The sequence below is a fragment of the Sinomonas sp. P47F7 genome (assembly GCF_049332655.1).
Taxonomy (GTDB): Bacteria; Actinomycetota; Actinomycetes; order Actinomycetales; family Micrococcaceae; genus Sinomonas.
Genome location: NZ_CP186327.1, coordinates 2517926 through 2533080, shown reverse-complemented (window position 1 = coordinate 2533080; position 15155 = coordinate 2517926). Strand labels below are relative to the sequence as shown.

The 15155-nt window shown below is 68.7% G+C and carries 16 protein-coding genes; 9 read left to right on the top strand and 7 right to left on the bottom strand.

What is annotated here, in order from left to right; genetic code table 11:
- The first annotated feature begins 28 nt into the window (after positions 1 to 28).
- From ACOKR1_RS11835 to mgtA, 4 genes are all read left to right on the top strand, one after another.
- Positions 29 to 340, top strand: coding sequence for a UBP-type zinc finger domain-containing protein (locus ACOKR1_RS11835; protein WP_422936625.1), 312 nt, complete (start codon positions 29 to 31; stop codon positions 338 to 340).
- A gap of 98 nt (positions 341 to 438) precedes the next feature.
- On the top strand, positions 439 to 918 hold the full coding sequence (locus ACOKR1_RS11830) for a hypothetical protein (RefSeq protein WP_422933258.1): 480 nt from the start codon (positions 439 to 441) through the stop codon (positions 916 to 918).
- A 23-nt stretch (positions 919 to 941) separates the two neighbouring features.
- Positions 942 to 1886: an L-lactate dehydrogenase gene (locus ACOKR1_RS11825; protein ID WP_422936624.1), complete on the top strand. Its 945-nt coding sequence runs from the start codon at positions 942 to 944 to the stop codon at positions 1884 to 1886.
- 10 nt (positions 1887 to 1896) lie between these two features.
- Complete coding sequence (mgtA, locus tag ACOKR1_RS11820; RefSeq protein ID WP_422933257.1) at positions 1897 to 4608, top strand: magnesium-translocating P-type ATPase; 2712 nt, start codon at positions 1897 to 1899, stop codon at positions 4606 to 4608.
- Positions 4609 to 4648: 40 nt separating this feature from the next.
- Here the strand turns inward: mgtA and ACOKR1_RS11815 are convergent, their stop codons facing one another.
- Complete coding sequence (locus tag ACOKR1_RS11815) at positions 4649 to 5110, bottom strand: DUF4389 domain-containing protein (RefSeq protein ID WP_422933256.1); 462 nt, start codon at positions 5108 to 5110, stop codon at positions 4649 to 4651.
- Positions 5111 to 5341: 231 nt separating this feature from the next.
- Entirely contained in the window at positions 5342 to 6532 is a 1191-nt protein-coding gene (locus ACOKR1_RS11810; protein ID WP_422933255.1) for a Gfo/Idh/MocA family protein, read from the bottom strand.
- A gap of 213 nt (positions 6533 to 6745) precedes the next feature.
- Here ACOKR1_RS11810 and ACOKR1_RS11805 point away from each other — a divergent pair, with 213 nt between their 5' ends.
- The 3 genes from ACOKR1_RS11805 to ACOKR1_RS11795 are packed head-to-tail and all read left to right on the top strand — an operon-like array spanning position 6746 to position 9690.
- Positions 6746 to 7753 (top strand): sugar phosphate isomerase/epimerase family protein, encoded by a 1008-nt coding sequence (locus tag ACOKR1_RS11805; RefSeq protein WP_422933254.1) that lies wholly within the window; start codon positions 6746 to 6748, stop codon positions 7751 to 7753.
- Positions 7754 to 7781: 28 nt separating this feature from the next.
- Positions 7782 to 8630: a sugar phosphate isomerase/epimerase family protein gene (locus ACOKR1_RS11800; RefSeq protein WP_422933253.1), complete on the top strand. Its 849-nt coding sequence runs from the start codon at positions 7782 to 7784 to the stop codon at positions 8628 to 8630.
- A 40-nt stretch (positions 8631 to 8670) separates the two neighbouring features.
- Positions 8671 to 9690 carry a LacI family DNA-binding transcriptional regulator gene (locus ACOKR1_RS11795; protein ID WP_422933252.1) on the top strand — a complete coding sequence of 340 codons (1020 nt, stop codon included), beginning with the start codon at positions 8671 to 8673 and terminating at the stop codon, positions 9688 to 9690.
- Positions 9691 to 9730: 40 nt separating this feature from the next.
- On the opposite strand, the gene ACOKR1_RS11790 is transcribed toward ACOKR1_RS11795, so the two are convergent.
- Complete coding sequence (locus ACOKR1_RS11790) at positions 9731 to 10147, bottom strand: organic hydroperoxide resistance protein (protein WP_422933251.1); 417 nt, start codon at positions 10145 to 10147, stop codon at positions 9731 to 9733.
- A 50-nt stretch (positions 10148 to 10197) separates the two neighbouring features.
- On the opposite strand from ACOKR1_RS11790, the gene ACOKR1_RS11785 reads away from it, so the two are divergent.
- On the top strand, positions 10198 to 10668 hold the full coding sequence (locus ACOKR1_RS11785) for a MarR family winged helix-turn-helix transcriptional regulator (protein WP_422933250.1): 471 nt from the start codon (positions 10198 to 10200) through the stop codon (positions 10666 to 10668).
- A 30-nt stretch (positions 10669 to 10698) separates the two neighbouring features.
- On the opposite strand, the gene ACOKR1_RS11780 is transcribed toward ACOKR1_RS11785, so the two are convergent.
- Complete coding sequence (locus ACOKR1_RS11780; RefSeq protein ID WP_422933249.1) at positions 10699 to 11349, bottom strand: hypothetical protein; 651 nt, start codon at positions 11347 to 11349, stop codon at positions 10699 to 10701.
- 203 nt (positions 11350 to 11552) lie between these two features.
- On the opposite strand from ACOKR1_RS11780, the gene ACOKR1_RS11775 reads away from it, so the two are divergent.
- Positions 11553 to 12176, top strand: a complete 624-nt coding sequence (locus tag ACOKR1_RS11775; RefSeq protein WP_422933248.1) for a glyoxalase — start codon at positions 11553 to 11555, stop codon at positions 12174 to 12176.
- A gap of 61 nt (positions 12177 to 12237) precedes the next feature.
- On the opposite strand, the gene ACOKR1_RS11770 is transcribed toward ACOKR1_RS11775, so the two are convergent.
- The 3 genes from ACOKR1_RS11770 to ACOKR1_RS11760 form a co-directional block, all read right to left on the bottom strand.
- On the bottom strand, positions 12238 to 12885 hold the full coding sequence (locus ACOKR1_RS11770; RefSeq protein WP_422933247.1) for a nucleoside/nucleotide kinase family protein: 648 nt from the start codon (positions 12883 to 12885) through the stop codon (positions 12238 to 12240).
- Positions 12886 to 12946: 61 nt separating this feature from the next.
- Entirely contained in the window at positions 12947 to 13696 is a 750-nt protein-coding gene (locus ACOKR1_RS11765; protein WP_422933246.1) for an SDR family oxidoreductase, read from the bottom strand.
- A gap of 90 nt (positions 13697 to 13786) precedes the next feature.
- A complete protein-coding gene (locus tag ACOKR1_RS11760) occupies positions 13787 to 15127 on the bottom strand; it encodes an MFS transporter (protein WP_422933245.1) in 1341 nt (446 codons plus the stop codon).
- Positions 15128 to 15155 lie beyond the last annotated feature (28 nt).

Genomic DNA, 15155 nt, shown 5'->3' with positions numbered 1-15155 from the left:
GTCCGAGGACCTTCCTGGGCCGTCGGGCATGGGCTGCTTCGATTGCGATGAGGCAGGCGGCTGGTGGTTCCACCTGCGGCGCTGCGTCAACTGCGGGCACATCGGGTGCTGCGATGATTCCCTCGCGCAACATGCCCGCCGCCATTTCGAGGGCACCGGGCACCGGTTCATCCAGACCTTCGAGCCGGGCGAGGACTGGTTCTGGGACTATCTCGCTGAGCGGCCCGTGAGGGGACCGCTGCTCCCACCGCCGCGGCATCATCCGGCCACGCAGCCGGCGCCCGGCCCCGCAGACCGCGTCCCCGCCGACTGGCGCAGGCGGCTCGCAGAGGCGAGGTAACGACACCCGCTCGCGGGAGGTACTACGCCTCTGCCGCGAATGGCGTTCGGACTCGTACCATGAGTGCAATTACGCACCTTGCGATGAGGGGATAACGCATGGCGCAACCGGCGGGCGCATTTCTTTCCGACGACTGGTGCTACTCCGAGATTCGGTGGGCCAGCCAGGAGCTGTACTTCTTCGACGACGTCTACGCGCGCCCGCTGAACCCCGACCCGCGCAGCGGCACCGTCATCGAAGCGGTCGCGGCAGCGCGGGGCACCGCGCTCGTCGTCTGGCGCGGCCCCCGCAACCGCATCGGACCAGCAACCCCAGTGGACGAGATGTGGGCGCTCATCGACAGCCCCGACCGTGCACCGGGCGCGCCGCGCGTCCCGCAGGCGGTTGACCCCGACGCCGCGGGATGCGGCGTCCTGCTCCCCGGCGAGCCGACGAACGGGATCGTGGGCCGCGGGATTCACGCCCTCGTGACCATCCTCGAGAACGCCGGGCCCGTGCTTGCGGGGCTGCTGGGCGCCGAACGCGACCGCGCCTATCTTCGGGTCAACGCTGCGATCATCCGCGGAATGCGGGCGTAGCCCTTGAGGGGAGAGGAACCGTGCTGCAGACAGGAAAGCTGGTAGTCGTCGGCGCGGGGGCGGTTGGCAGTTCGATTGCCTATGCAGCCCTCATCCGCGGCTCGGCGCGGGACATCGTCCTCTACGATGTCGACGGACCGAAGGTCGAGGCCCAGGTGCTCGACCTCGCCCACGGGACGCAGTTCACGGGCGCGGGCAGCATCACGGGCGGGACCGACGTCTCGCTCGCGGCGGGCGCCGCCGTCGTCGTCATCGCAGCCGGGGCGAAGCAGAAGCCCGGCCAAAGCCGCCTCGAGCTCGCGGCGACCAACGCCGCGATCCTCGGCACGGTGCTGCCGCCGCTCCTGGCCGTCGCGCCCGACGCCGTGTACCTGCTCGTCACCAACCCGTGCGACGTGATGACCGTCCTCGCCCAGCGGATCGCGGACCTCCCGGCCGGCCGCGTGGTGGGCTCGGGAACGGTGTTGGACACGTCGCGGCTGCGCTGGCTGATTGCGCAGAAGGCGGGTGTTTCCCGATCGTCCGTGCATGCGTACATCGTGGGTGAGCACGGCGACACGGAATTCCCGCTCTGGACCGGCGCGGCCATCGGCGGGGTGCCCCTCAGGGACTGGGAACTGCCCGGCGGCGAGAGGCCCTTCTCGCCGGAATCGCTGGATGGCCTCGCCAGGGAGGTGGCCAACGCCGCCTACCGCGTCATTGCCGGCAAAGGCGCCACCAACTACGCCATTGGCCTTGCCGCCGCTCGGATCATCGAGGCCGTGCTCAGGGATGAGGACGCGGTCCTGCCGGTTTCGACCGTTCTTGACGGGAACCATGGAGTGAGCGGTGTCGCCCTAAGCCTCCCGAGCATTGTCGGCTCACGCGGCGTCCGCACCGTCCTCGAGGTCCCCATGAACGACGGCGAGCGGGCCCGGCTCGCGGGGTCGGCCAGCGCCATCGGCGCGGCGCTCGCCGACCTCACGTAGAGTGTGGGCCGTGGGCGTCCAGACTGACACTGCGCTTGTCCAGCTGCCCATCGGCAGCGCCGCGGCGATGACCGCCACGGGCGTCCTCGGCTCCCTGGGGTCGCGGCCTGAGGGGCTCAGCGAGGAGGAAGCCGCGCGTCGGCTCGCGTTCGGGGCGAATGTGCTCGAAGCGCGTCGCGTCAGTTGGCCCCACGTGCTCCTCCGCCAGTTTGTGAGCCCGCTTCAGGCCCTGCTTGTAGTCGCCGCCGGCATGTCCTTCGCCACGGGGGATCGGCTCAATGCGGCCATCATCGTGGTCATCCTGCTCGGGAGCGGCCTCCTCGGCTTCGCCAACGAGTACCGGGCGGAGCGGACGGCCGCGGAACTCCACGAGCGAATCAGCCACAACGCCGTCGTGGTCCGCGACGGGCGAGAACGGTCGGTTCCGGTGCGCGAGCTCGTCCCGGGCGACGTGATCCGGATCGGGCTGGGGAACATCGTCCCGGCCGATGTCCGGCTCTTGGAGGCCGTCGATCTGGAGACGGACGAGGGAGTGCTCACCGGCGAGTCAGCGGCGGTCGAGAAGTCCGTCGAAGCGGTTGGCGGGCGAGCGGACCTCGCCGAGCTGTCGGACTGCCTCCTCATGGGGACAGTCGTCCACGCGGGCTCCGGGCGGGGAGTCGTCACTGCGACGGGCGGAGGAACGGAATTCGGCCGGATCGCGGCCGGGCTCGCCGCGGGGTCGCCGGAGACGGCCTTTCAACGCGGACTCAAGGAGTTCTCGTTCATGCTCCTCTGGGTCGGGATCGCGCTCACCGCCGGCATCCTGCTCATCAACCTTGTGCTGGCCCGCCCCCTGCTCGACTCGATCCTGTTCTCCCTCGCGATAGCGGTGGGGATCACGCCCCAGCTGCTCCCCGCCGTCGTCAGTACGAGCCTTGCCGCAGGGTCGCGCCTCCTCGCGAAGGACGGCGTGCTCGTGAAGCGACTGCTCGCGATCGAGGACCTCGGCAACCTCGATGTCCTCGTGACGGACAAGACCGGAACGCTCACCGAGGGCCACATCGGCTTCGAGGAGGCCGTGCCCGCAGGCGCCGCAGGCGCCGACGGCGCCGACGGGCGGGCGCGGCTCGTGGAGCTCGCCCTTCTCTGCTGCGAGGCAGACCCCTCCCTGCACGGCTCGTCGGGGGCGGGACAGAACCCCGTGGACCAGGCGCTGTGGGATGAGTTTGCCGAGCGTCGCGCCGGACTGGCGGGTCGCCGCCGGCTGGCTTTCCGTCCGTTCGACCACGACACCCGCACCATGGAGACGGTCGTCTCGGGTCCCGACGGCACGGGGACCGCAACCGGGCCGGTCCGCATCCTCAAGGGCGCGCCCGAGGCCGTGCTGGAGCGCTGCTCCAACGTGACCGACTCGGCTCGGCAGCAGCTCGACGAGTTGTTCCGCCGCGGCGCGCGGGTCGTCGCCGTGGCGAGCGGAGCGGACGACGGCGGCACTCGGCTGACGCTTGAGGGGTACCTGAGCTTCATCGACCGTCCGAAGGGGGACGCGAGTGAGTCGCTCAACCGCCTCGCCGAACTGGGCGTCGACGTCAAGATCGCGACGGGCGACAACGCGCTCGTCGCGCAGCACGTCGTGTCGGTCCTGGGTATGCCTGAAGGTGCCGTCTTGACCGGCGCCCAAGTCGCCGCCTTGGACGACGACGAGCTCCGAGTCGCGGCGGGGAGCGCTCGGGTGTTCGCGAGGTTGTCTCCCGAGCAGAAGGCGCGCATCGTGACCGTCCTCCGCCAGGCGCACTCCGTGGGGTTCCTGGGCGACGGGGTCAACGACGCGCTGGCCCTCAACCGGGCCGATGTGGGGATCTCCGTCGATACCGCCGCCGACGTCGCGAAGGACGCGGCCGACGTCGTCCTTCTGGAGAAGGACCTCGGAGTCCTTGCCAACGGGGTGGTCGGCGGGCGACGGATCTTCGCCAACACCATCAAGTACCTCCTCATGGGCACGAGCAGCAACTTCGGCAACATGTTTTCCGCCGCGGCGGCGAGCGCCTTCCTCAGCTTCCTGCCGATGCTCCCCGGGCAGATCCTGCTCAACAACCTCCTCTACGACACGAGCCAGCTGGCGATCCCCACTGACAGGGTCGATCAGGATCAGCTCCGAAGGCCAGCGCACTGGGACATCGGCGCCATTCGGAGGTTCATGGTGATCTTCGGGCCGATCTCCTCGGTCTTCGACTTCGCGACGTTTGGCCTCATGCTCGGCGTCTTCAACGCTGCGCCGGAGGAGTTCCGGGCCGGATGGTTCGTCGAGTCCCTCGCCACTCAGACCCTGATTGTCTTCGCGATCCGGACCCGCCTGATCCCGTTCTTCCGAAGCCGAGCGTCGGCGGCCCTGTCGACGAGCGTTCTCGCGGTAGTCGCGATCGGCGCCGTCATCCCTTACACCCCGATAGGGGACGTCATCGGATTCCGCCCCTTGCCCGCTCCGTTCTTTCTCGCGCTGGTCGGGATGGTGCTGACATATCTGCTCTTCGTCGAGGGAGCCAAGCACTTCTTCTACCGGTCGGAGGATGCGCGGGCCATGCGGGGCGCGGCCGGAGCGGCCGAGCCGCAGGCCGCGGGGGCCGCGGACCACGCCTCGCATCGGCGGGTCCATCGCCGCGCGGCCCCGTTCCTCGTGCACTCTGGGCGTGCGAGGGTTCGGCGCGATTCGGGCGCCGGGGTCGCGGCGGGGCGGAGATAGTACGCCTCGGCCGAAGTGCGCCTCCTGGGCGGCGTTGCGGTCAGGGTCCCAGCCGGAAGGGCGGGTAGGCGTCAGTGGTGAGGATCCAGGCGTAGGCCACCACGCGGTTGCTCCAGCGCATCACGCCCACCACGAAGTCGAAAAGGCCGCGCGGGTATCGGCCGGAGAAGACGATCGCGAACCACGCGATCACGGCCGCGACCAGCGCGGCGAGGAAAAGGAACGCGAGCACGATGTAGTGCGGAATCGCCAAAAGCCATTTCACGAGGGGCAGCCAGCGGTTCAGCTCGGCTCGCGCGTCGGGATACCGGATGGTCAGATGCACCGCCTGCTCGTCGTCTGTCGCCGGGTAGAGGTCGTCGAGGAGCAGGAGGTATGCCCCGAGCCGGTTGGTGAGCCGCAAGAGCTGAACGTTCCAGTCGAACCACCACCGCGGATACTTCTGGCGGAAGACCAACATCAGGAGCGGCGGGAGAAAAAGGAGGCCGGTGCCGTTGATCACGAGGTCCCGCCCGGTTGGACGACGACCCCATAACGTCACGGCTTCACCGCATCAGCCACATCCCGGCCTACTTCCTGCGCGGGCGGCTCGACGTTGCCTCGCCGCTGCGATCCGCATACGACATCGCGCAGCACCTCCCCATGGCGACACTGGAGATCGTCGAGGCAGGCGCGCCCACGGGGCGGGGGGCTTAGACCGCTCTAAAGGCGGGGACAATAGAGCGGGCCGACCCTAGAAGATGACCTCTTCCCAAATCCCCGTCCGGCTGGAACGCTCGGCCGCCTCGAGGACTTCGGTGACTCGCCAGCCGTCCTCGAACGACGGGTAGGCCTGGCCTCTGTCGAGAATTGCCTGGAAGAGATTTCTGACCTCGACAGCCTTGAGCTCGTGGAGCCCGATCGTGACCCCCGGGAAGGGCCAGAACGCGCCATAGTCCCCGTGCCCGGGGCCGAGGGTGACGGTCGTTGTGCCGGTGGAGGCGGCCGGTTCGGCGCCGCGGAGGAACAGCTCCACCTTGTAGGAATCCTGCTGGGAGAAGCGGACCGAGCCCTTGGAACCGAACACTTCGATGCCGAGGTCGAAGGGGCGCCCGTTGCCCACGCGGCTTGCCTCGATGACCACGGCGGCGCTGTTGCCGAGCCTCCCCAGGACCGTGGCGACGTCGTCGTTCTCGACGGGGAGCAGCGGTGCGTCGGCCGCCGCCCTCGAACCGTAGGAGAGCGCGCCCGAGGCCTCGGGCCGCGCGGGGACGACGGTCGCGAGGTCGCCGAAGACGCGCGTGATCGGGCCGCCGAGGGCCTGGACCATGGACACGACGTGCGATCCGATGTCCCCGAGGGCGCCCAAGCCGGCCTTGCCGCGCTCGTAGTGCCACGTGCGGGGGAGCGCGGGGTCGGCGTTCGCGTCGACGACGAAGTGGCCTTTGACGCTCCACAGCTCGCCGAGCGTGCCCTCGTCAATGAGGCGCTTGATCAGCTGGACGCCCGGGTTGCCGAGGTAGGAATAGCCGACGGCGGTCGTCACCCCGGCTTCGCGCGCCGCCTCCCACATGGTGCGAGCCTCCTTGGCAGTGGTCGCGAGCGGCTTCTCGCAGTAGACGTGCTTTCCTGCGGCGATCGCCTCCATCGCGACCTCGTAGTGGAGCCAGTTCGGCGTGACGATGTCGACGACGTCGACCTCCGGATCGCTGACCGCCTCGCGCCAGCTGCTGGTCCACCGTGAGAAGCCGAGCGCGCGCGCCCCGGCCTCCGCCCGCGCGTCGTCCGCGTCCGCCAGGACGCTCAGCTCGGGGGCGGCCGCGAGGGTCGGGAAGAGCGTGGGGAGGGCGCCGTAGGCGAGGGTGTGTGACTTCGCCATGAGTCCCGCGCCGATGAGGGCGACGCGGAGCCTGCGGGTTTCCTTGGTGGTCGGGCTGATCGTCATTGAACATTCCTTCGTCTTCAAACTGCTGATGAGGCGGCTGAGGTGGTCTGTCTGCGCGTCGGGACCCGACGCAAACAACATGATAGGACATATTGACAGCGTTGTTTAGACCGCTCTAACGTTAATACTTGTTACCGCGCCACGCCCCTCAGGCGCAGATTTTCGCAATGTCTCCGAAGCAAGGACGCTGACGATGAACCAGGACTTTTTCCGATGAGAGTGGGCCTGTACCTCTCCGCCCTCTTGGACCATTCCCTCCGCGACGCGCTTGAGCGGGTGCGCGACTGGGGGATCACCGACGCCGAGGTTCCGGCCGGTGGCTTCCTCCCGTACGTCCACTGCAACCCCGGCGCCCTCGCCGCGAGCCCCGCGATGCGGGACGGCTTTCTCCAGCAGTTCGCCGAGACCGGCGTAAACCTGGCCATCCTCAACGCGAACGGCAATCCGCTGCACCCCGACCCCGACGTGAGCGTCCCGCATCGGAAGGACCTTCGGGACTCGATCGTGCTGAGCTCCCAGCTCGGGCTCGACCGGCTCAACGCCATGGCGGGCAGCGTGGGCTCCGGGCCGGAGGCGAAGCTGCCCACGTGGTCGCTCGTCCCCTGGGAGACCGGCCTGCTCGAGGTCCGCGACTATCAATGGTCCGTCGCCGTTCCGTACTGGAAGGAGACGGCGGCATTCGCGGCCGACCACGGCGTGAAGCTCGCCCTCGAGATCCACCCGCACATGGTCTGCTACAGCCCGGCGACGCTCGAGCGGCTCCTCGATACCGTCGGCTCGGAGCACCTCGGCGTGAACCTTGACCCGAGCCACCTCTTCTGGCAGGGCATCGACCCGAACCGCATGGCGGCGCGCTTCGCCGGCCGGATCTGGCACGTGGCCGCCAAGGACACCGTGCTGGTCCAGGACAACATCGCGGAATGGGGCGTCCTTGACGATCGGTACACCGAGATCCCGCCCGAGGAGCATCCGCTCCCGCTCGGCGGCCGCTACCTCACCACGCGGCCTCCTGCGGACGCGCCGTGGCATTTCGTGGCGGCCGGCCGAGGCCACGACGTCCGGTGGTGGACCGACTTCCTTGCCGCCGTCCGGCGGGCGGGCTTCGACGGCGCTGTCTGCATCGAAAACGAGGACTGGGACTTGCCCCGCGAGGAGTCGATCCCGCTCGCCGCCCGGACCCTACGCGAGGCCGTGGGCGTCCCGGAATCCACCCGCGCCTGAATCCCTCGACGCCCTTCAAGGAGAAGCTATGAAGATCACCCTCGACCCGCTGCCGTTCCGGCATCTCCCCATCCCCGAGATGGTCCGCACGGTCGCCGAGCTCGGCTACGAGTGGATCGAGTTCTCGCAGCGCGACGACTTCTTCCCGTTCTACCTGTACCCGCGAGCCAACAACGCCCTCGTCCAGGAGCTCAAGACCGCGCTCGACGAGACGGGGGTGAAGATCGCCTCCATGCTGCCGATCCTGCGGTGGTCCAGCCCCGACGAGGACGAGCGGCAGGCCGCCGTGCGGTCGTGGATGCGCTCGATCGACATCACCGTCGAGCTCGGCGTCGACCAGATGAACTCCGAGTTCTCGGGCCGGCCCGAGCAGAAGGAGCGAAGCGAGGCCCAGTTCCTGCGCTCCATGGAGGTCATCCTGCCCCGCCTCGAGAAGGAGGGCATCAAGCTCAACATCGAGCCCCACCCGGACGACTTCATCGAGGACGGGATCGAAGCCGTGCAGATGATCCGTGGCCTCAACTCTCCGAACGTCGGCTTCCTGTACTGCGTCCCTCACACGTTCTATCAGGGCCACGATCCGGACACGATCGTGGAGTACGCCGGCGCGGACCTCAAGCACCTGCACCTCGCCGACTCGTTCGACTACCGCGCCTCGGGCGGACGCCGCTATCTCCTGAACCCGGCCGAGACGAACGCGACCGTGCATCAGCACCTCCCGTACGGCCAGGGCGAGGTGGACCTCGACGGATTCTTCGCCGCCCTCAAGCGGGTTGACTTCGACGGCATCGCCACGGTCGCAGTGTTCTCGCAAGAAGAGAAGGCCGCCGAGAACTCGGTCTGGATGCTCGAGGAGACCAAGCGCCGTCTCGCGTAGCTGCGCCGGTCGCATACTCTTTCTGAAAAGGGGAGGGTCGATGGACACGGGACTCAAGCGCGCCACGATGGCGGACGTCGCGGTGGAGGCCGGCGTGTCGCGTGCCCTCGTCTCGCTCGTGTACCGCCAGCCCGAGAAGGTGAGCCCGGAGCGCCGCGCGCGCGTCCACGCGGCGGCCGAGCGGCTCGGATTCCGGCCCAACTGGGTCGCGAGCTCACTCTCGGCCTACAAGGGGAGCTTTATCGGGATCCTCGTGTCGAACCTCCACAACCCGCTCTTCGCGACCATCGTGGACACCGTCCGCACCGAGCTCGACGGGGCCGGGCGATACGGGCTCATGTCCAGTGCGGTGATCCAGGATCGCGACGGGACGTTCCGGAGCGATCGCCGGATCGTCCAGGCGTTCGAGGATCTCAACGCCTCGGCCCTGCTCGTGGTCGGCGTGACCCCCGATGTCTCCGAGCTCGAGACGCTGCGCCCCGACCTGCCGATCGTCGTCGCGGCGGCCTCGATCGAGGAACTGCCCCGCGCGGTGTCCGTGCGAAGCGACAGCGAGGTCGGCATGCGCACGGTCGTCGACCATCTCGTGTCTCTCGGCCACACGCACATCGTGCACCTCGGCGGCGGGGGTGGCCCCGCGAGCCGGCACCGCTCGGAGGCCTACGCCAACGCGATGCGGGAGCGCGGGCTCGAGGACTACATCCACATCGAATCCGCCGAGTTCGACGAGCAGAGCGGCCACGCGGCGGCGCGCCGGGTCTTCACGGCGCGCCCGGACACGACCGCGCTCACGTGTGTCAACGACCTCGTGGCCATCGGCGCGATGGGTGCGGCCACCGAACGCGGGCTGCGCATCCCGGCCGACGTAGCGATCACGGGCTACGACAACACGTTCCTCGCGGGGATCGATGCGATCGGTCTCACCTCGGTGGACACCGAGGCAGAAGAGATCGGAAGGTTGGCCGCGGCGTGGCTCGCGGGGGAGGACACAATGCCGGCGCCCGGCACGGAAGTCCTTGTCCCCCCGCTGCTCGTGGTGCGTCGCTCCACCCAGGCCTGAACGCCGAGACTCCGAGCGCCGCCAAGGCGACGGGGTGGGGTCACGCGACGCTGAGCGTGACCTCGATGTTGCCGCGGGTGGCGTTCGAATACGGGCAGATCTGGTGGGCCTTGGCCACGAGCTCCTCCGCAGCCGCGCGGTCGAGCTCCGGCAGCGTGATCTCGAGATTCGCCGCGAGGCCGTAGCCACCGGTTGGAAGGGCCGTGAGCATGACGTCGGCCACGACCTCGGAGCCCGAGGCGTCGGCGCGCGACTGGGTCGCGGCGAGCTTGAGGGCGGAGTGGAAGCAGGCCGCGTAGCCGGCCGCGAAGAGCTGCTCGGGGTTCGTGGCTCCGCCCGGCCCGCCGAGCTCCTGCGGCACGCGGACTGGGGCGTCGAGGAAACCGTCGGGGGACTGGATGTGGCCGTTGCGGCCGTCTCCGAGCGCGACGGCGGTAGCCGTGTAGAGGGTTCTCATGAACACAACTCTATTGTGCACAATTGAACTGCGCAAGCTAGAATGGCGTGATGGGCCCAACATATCCGCAGCTCGACCTCGACCGGCAGCTGTGCTTCCCCCTGTACGCCGCGGCGCGGAGCGTGGGTCGCGTCTACGCGGACCTGCTCGACGACGTCGGGCTGACCTATCCGCAGTACCTCGCCATGCTCGCCCTGTGGTCCGCTGACGGCGCCCTCTCCGTCGGCGAGCTCGGGGATCGGCTCCAGCTCGACTCGGGCACCCTCACGCCGCTGCTCAAGCGGCTCGAGGCCGCGGGCCACCTCGGGCGCCGGCGCGACCCTGCGGACGAGCGCCGCGTGCTCGTGAGCGTCACCGCGGCCGGCGCGCGCCTTCGCGACCGCGTCTCCGACGTTCCCGTCCAGTTCGGTGCCTGTGTTGGCCTCGATGCCGCGGAGGCCGTCGCGCTCCGTGATCTCCTCGCCAAGGTCATGGCGAACCTCGACGCGCGCGAGGGGACGGGCGGGCCAGCGGTTCGCTGACCCGCCCGCGCCCAGCAAAGTGCCGCTGGATCAGCCCTGGGTTGCACCGCTCGACGCGCTGCCGGACGGAGTACCCGACCCGGCGCCGTCGTGCGTCCCATGGCCGCCCTGGCCGAAGTTCGAATCCGCGGTCACCGTCGAGTAGTCGGCGCTCACGTCGTACTTCGTGGTGGTGCTGCCGGACGTGACGACGACGTCGAACGAACCGTCCGAGTCCTTCCACGAGTCCTTGACCGTCGCGTTGGAGTCCTTGGACTTGATGGCCGCCGTCACCTTGGCGAGCTCGTCGCTCGAAAGCGGCGTGCGCTGGCCACCGCCCCTGCCCGCGTGGTCGTCCACGGTGACCGTGGCGTAGTTCGCGCTGACCTCGTACCGGACCGTCTTGCCGCTCGACGTCGCGGTCGCGTCGAACGAGCCGTCCGCGTCCTTCTCCACCTGCGTCACCGAGGCGTTAGCGTCCTTGGCCTTGACGGCCGCCGTGACCTTGGCCGTTTCGTCTGCTGTCGCAGCCGTGTGCTGGCCCCCGGGGTGCGAGGCGCCGGAATTGCTGCTTGAGCCGCTCGTCGCAGACGGGCTCGGCGTCGTTGCTGCATTCGCCGCTACGGCGGCGCCTCCGCCGATGAGGGCTGCCGCGGCGACTGTCGAGGCCGCTGCGTACCCGATGCGCTGGGTGACCTTCATGGTGTTCTCCTGTCGATGTGCGGCCCGGCGGAATAGCCGAACCGTCCACTTCAGGGTCGAGGCCGTTCCTGTCAAGGGGCTGTCGTGCACGTATAACGGGGGTGGGAGTTCCCTGTGCCCGAGCTATGACCATGCTGGGCCATGACCCAATTGATCAGAATTCGAGAAGCGCCAGACGCCATGGCGCAACTAGCGTCATGACCATGGCAAACATCGAAACAATCACCCTCGAGGCGGCGGATGCCTCCGCCGCTCAGGAGTTCTACTCGACGGCCTTCGGGCTGGGCACCCAACTGCGGGTGCGCGAGTCGCAGGCGCCCACCGATGGCTTTCGCGGATTCACTCTTTCGCTCACCGTCGCCCAGCCGGGCAACGTTGACCTTTACCTCGACGCGGCCCTCGCCGCGGGGGCGACCTCGCTCAAGCCCGCCGCCAAGTCCCTCTGGGGATACGGTGGCGTGGTCCAGGCGCCCGACGGCGCGATCTGGAAGGTCGCGACGTCGTCGAAGAAGGACACCGGCCCGGCCGTGGCGGAGTTCGAGAGCTTCGTCCTGCTCCTCGGGGCCTCCGACGTCGGCGCGAGCAAGCGGTTCTACATGGATCACGGCCTGACGGTCGCCAAGAGCTTCGGCAAGATGTATGTCGAGTTCGGTGACACCGGCCCGGTCAAGCTCGCGCTCTACGGACGGCGCGCCCTGGCCAAGGACGCGGGGGTGGCCCCCGAGGGGACTGGCTCGCACCGGCTCGCCGTTGCGAGCTCGGCGGGCGTCTTCAGCGATCCGGACGGCTTCGCGTGGGAGGCGGCATCGCTCGCCGTCAACCCCTGACGACGGCGGCCGGCCGACGACGGCGGGCGGCCGGCGCGAGATTGCGGCGGGGAAGCCGGGGTCACGCCTCAGCTGAGTCGTTCACGACCACGAGGTCGGCGCGGCTCTTGGTCGCGTCGACGATGCGCGCGTTGGCCTCGTCGGACCTGAGCACCCAGTCACGGGCCTCGTCGGGGGATTTGCCGAACTCGATGTGGCGTCTGATGAGCCGCTCAACGCGGCACGCGGGGTCCGTCTCCACGAACCAGACTTCGCTGAGCCACAAACGGGCCGCGCGCCACGGCCGCTCGTCGACGAGGAGGTAGTTCCCCTCCGTGATCACGAGGCGAGCCTCGGGTGGCACGGCGAGGGCGGCGGCGATCGGCTGCTCGAGTTCGCGTTCGAAGCCGGGCGCATAGACGACGCCGCCTGTGGAGGCCGCGATCCGTCCGAGCAAGGCGGCGTAGCCGTCGGCGTCGAACGTCTCGGGCGCGCCCTTCCGATCCGCGAGGCCGACCCGCGCAAGCTGGACGTCCGCGAGGTGGAAGCCGTCCATGGGCACGTGGGCGGCCCACTCCGCGCCGTGCTCGCTCCTCAGGCGCTGCAGGAGCGCCTCGGCGAGGGTCGACTTGCCGGCGCCGGGAGCCCCGCAGATACCGAGGATTGCCCGGCCGGTACCCTCCGAAGGAACAAGGGCGGCGGCCCGGCGGGCTAGGTGGTCGATATGCACCTAGCTAGTATCTATCCGGTGGCCGTGCCGTCAGGCAGTCATCGCCGGGCGCTCGCGCGGATCAGCGGCGGTCGAATGTCAGCCCACCCGGAACCTGGAAGGTGGGCATAAGCTCGATCATCCCCACGTTGACGTGGCGCGGCGTCTCGATCGCGTAATCCACCGCGTTGACGATGTCCTCGGTGGTGAGCGACTCGTAGCCCTCGTAGTACGTCTTCCAGGCCTCCTCCATGGCCTCGGGAGTGCCACCCATGTTGCGGCCGAAGATCTCGGTCTCGACCCGCCCGGGGCAGATCTCGGTCACGCGGATTCGCTTGCCCACGGTGTCGTTGCGGAGCTGGCGAGAAATCTGATGAACGGCGGCCTTCGTCGCGTGGTAGGCGGTGTGGCCGTAGAAGTTGTAGAGGCCGGCGATTGAGCTGATGTTGACCACGTGCCCGAGGTCACGATTCACCATTCCCGGCAGAATGAGCCGGGTCAGTTGAAGCAGTCCGCGGAGGTTGACGTCGATGATCTCGTCGAGATCTTCCGCCGAGGAGCTCAGGATGTTGCCGGGGCGCGAGACCCCTGCGCAGTTCACGAGGACGTCGACCTCGAGGCCACCCAGCTCGGCTGCCACCGCCGCGGTGTCCGTGAGGTCGACGGTATGCGGGATGGCGCCCGACCGATCCGCGAGCTCCTTGAGGCGCTCCTCGTTGCGGGCAGCGACGTGGACCGTGAGCCCGCGCTTGGCGAGCAGTTCGGCGATCGCAGCGCCCATGCCCGTCGAGGCACCGGTGACGAGGGCGGTCTTGTAGTCGGTGAAGGGCATTCGTTCTCCAGATCTGATGGGGGACGCCGGCGCGGCGTCCGCGGGAGGTTCGGCGCCGCCGTCGTCCGACGACGGCGCCAGCGGGCCAAGTCAGGCGTCGCGCAGCGGCTCGTGCGCGCGGTCCTTGACCGTGAGCACTGCGGCCAGCGTGCCGAGGGCGGTCAATGCGGCGTAGAACGCCGGCATGAACACGTTCCCTGTGGAGCCGATGAGCCAGGTCATGAGCAGGGGAGCGGTACCACCGAAGAGGGCGGACGAGATGTTGTAGCCGAGCCCATACGCCGAGTAGCGGACCCGGGTCGGGAACAGCTCGACGAGGAGGATGTGGATCACAGCGGTGTGCCCGGCAAACACGATCGCCATGATGCTCGCGCCGAGGATCGCGAGGCCGATGTTGCCGGTCGCCAGGAGCGCGTAGGAGGGGACGCACACGATCGCCATGGCGACGGCCGCCCACGCAATGACCTTCTTGCGGCCCACCCGATCGGAGAGCGCTCCCATGACCGGGATGGCCGCGCAGATGACCACGAGGCTCACCGCGGTGATGAGGAGGGAGTTCGCGGTCGAGTAGTGCAGCTGCTTGCCCGCGAGGAACGTCGGCATGTAGGAGAACAGGACGTAGTAGCCCGAGCCGTTCATGAGCGGGATGAACAGAGCCAGGAGCATGGCGCGGCGGTGCTCGGCGGACGCGAAGGCCTCCTTGTACGGGTTCTTCGAGAGGCCGCCTTCCTCCTTGAGCCGCTGGAAGTTGGGGGTGTCGCTGATCGCGCGGCGGATGTACCAGCCGATGAAGCCCATCGGGATGGCCACGAGGAACGGGATGCGCCAGGCGAATGAGCCGAACCCGCCGCCGTTGATCGCCGCGGCGTTGAGCCAGGGGGCCATGGTGAAGCCGATGAGCGTGCCCGTCAGGAGGGCTGCGAAAGAGGCGATCTGCGCGTAGGACGTGATCTGTCCCCGCTTGTGTGCCGGGGCGTGCTCGGCGAGGAAGGTCATGGCGCCCGCCGCCTCGCCACCCACGGAGAAGCCCTGCACGAGGCGCATCGTCACGAGGAGAATCGGTGCCGCGACGCCGATCGCCGAGAACGGCGGGAGAATACCGACGGCCGCAGTCGCGACGCTGATGAGCAGGATGACGAAGACGAGGAGCTTCTGCCGGCCGAGCCGGTCCCCGAGGAATCCGCAGACGATCGCGCCGAGTGGCCGAACGAAGAAGGAGATCGCGTAGCCGGCAAACACGAACATGAGGGCGGCGTTGGGATCTCCCTTCGCGAAGAACACGAGCGAGAGCGTCGTCGCCATGAAGGCGAAGATGCCGTTGTCGTAGAGCTCGACGAAGATGCCGACGCATCCCGCGATGACGACCTTGAGGGTCTGGCGGCTCGTCAGCTGTGTGTGCTGCGCTGCGGCAGCTTCGGGTCGTGTTGCCATGACTTTCCTTACTAGTGAGAGCGTAGCG

Coding starts and splice junctions, on each gene's coding strand:
- ACOKR1_RS11835 (WP_422936625.1), top strand. CDS start 29: ATGGGCTGCTTCGATTGCGATGAGGCAGGCGGCTGGTGGTTCCACCTG.
- ACOKR1_RS11830 (WP_422933258.1), top strand. CDS start 439: ATGGCGCAACCGGCGGGCGCATTTCTTTCCGACGACTGGTGCTACTCC.
- ACOKR1_RS11810 (WP_422933255.1), bottom strand. CDS start 6,532: ATGACGATCAGCCCGACCACCAAGGAAACCCGCAGGCTCCGCGTCGCC.
- ACOKR1_RS11805 (WP_422933254.1), top strand. CDS start 6,746: ATGAGAGTGGGCCTGTACCTCTCCGCCCTCTTGGACCATTCCCTCCGC.
- ACOKR1_RS11800 (WP_422933253.1), top strand. CDS start 7,782: ATGAAGATCACCCTCGACCCGCTGCCGTTCCGGCATCTCCCCATCCCC.
- ACOKR1_RS11795 (WP_422933252.1), top strand. CDS start 8,671: ATGGACACGGGACTCAAGCGCGCCACGATGGCGGACGTCGCGGTGGAG.
- ACOKR1_RS11790 (WP_422933251.1), bottom strand. CDS start 10,147: ATGAGAACCCTCTACACGGCTACCGCCGTCGCGCTCGGAGACGGCCGC.
- ACOKR1_RS11785 (WP_422933250.1), top strand. CDS start 10,198: ATGGGCCCAACATATCCGCAGCTCGACCTCGACCGGCAGCTGTGCTTC.
- ACOKR1_RS11780 (WP_422933249.1), bottom strand. CDS start 11,349: ATGAAGGTCACCCAGCGCATCGGGTACGCAGCGGCCTCGACAGTCGCC.
- ACOKR1_RS11775 (WP_422933248.1), top strand. CDS start 11,553: ATGGCAAACATCGAAACAATCACCCTCGAGGCGGCGGATGCCTCCGCC.
- ACOKR1_RS11765 (WP_422933246.1), bottom strand. CDS start 13,696: ATGCCCTTCACCGACTACAAGACCGCCCTCGTCACCGGTGCCTCGACG.
- ACOKR1_RS11760 (WP_422933245.1), bottom strand. CDS start 15,127: ATGGCAACACGACCCGAAGCTGCCGCAGCGCAGCACACACAGCTGACG.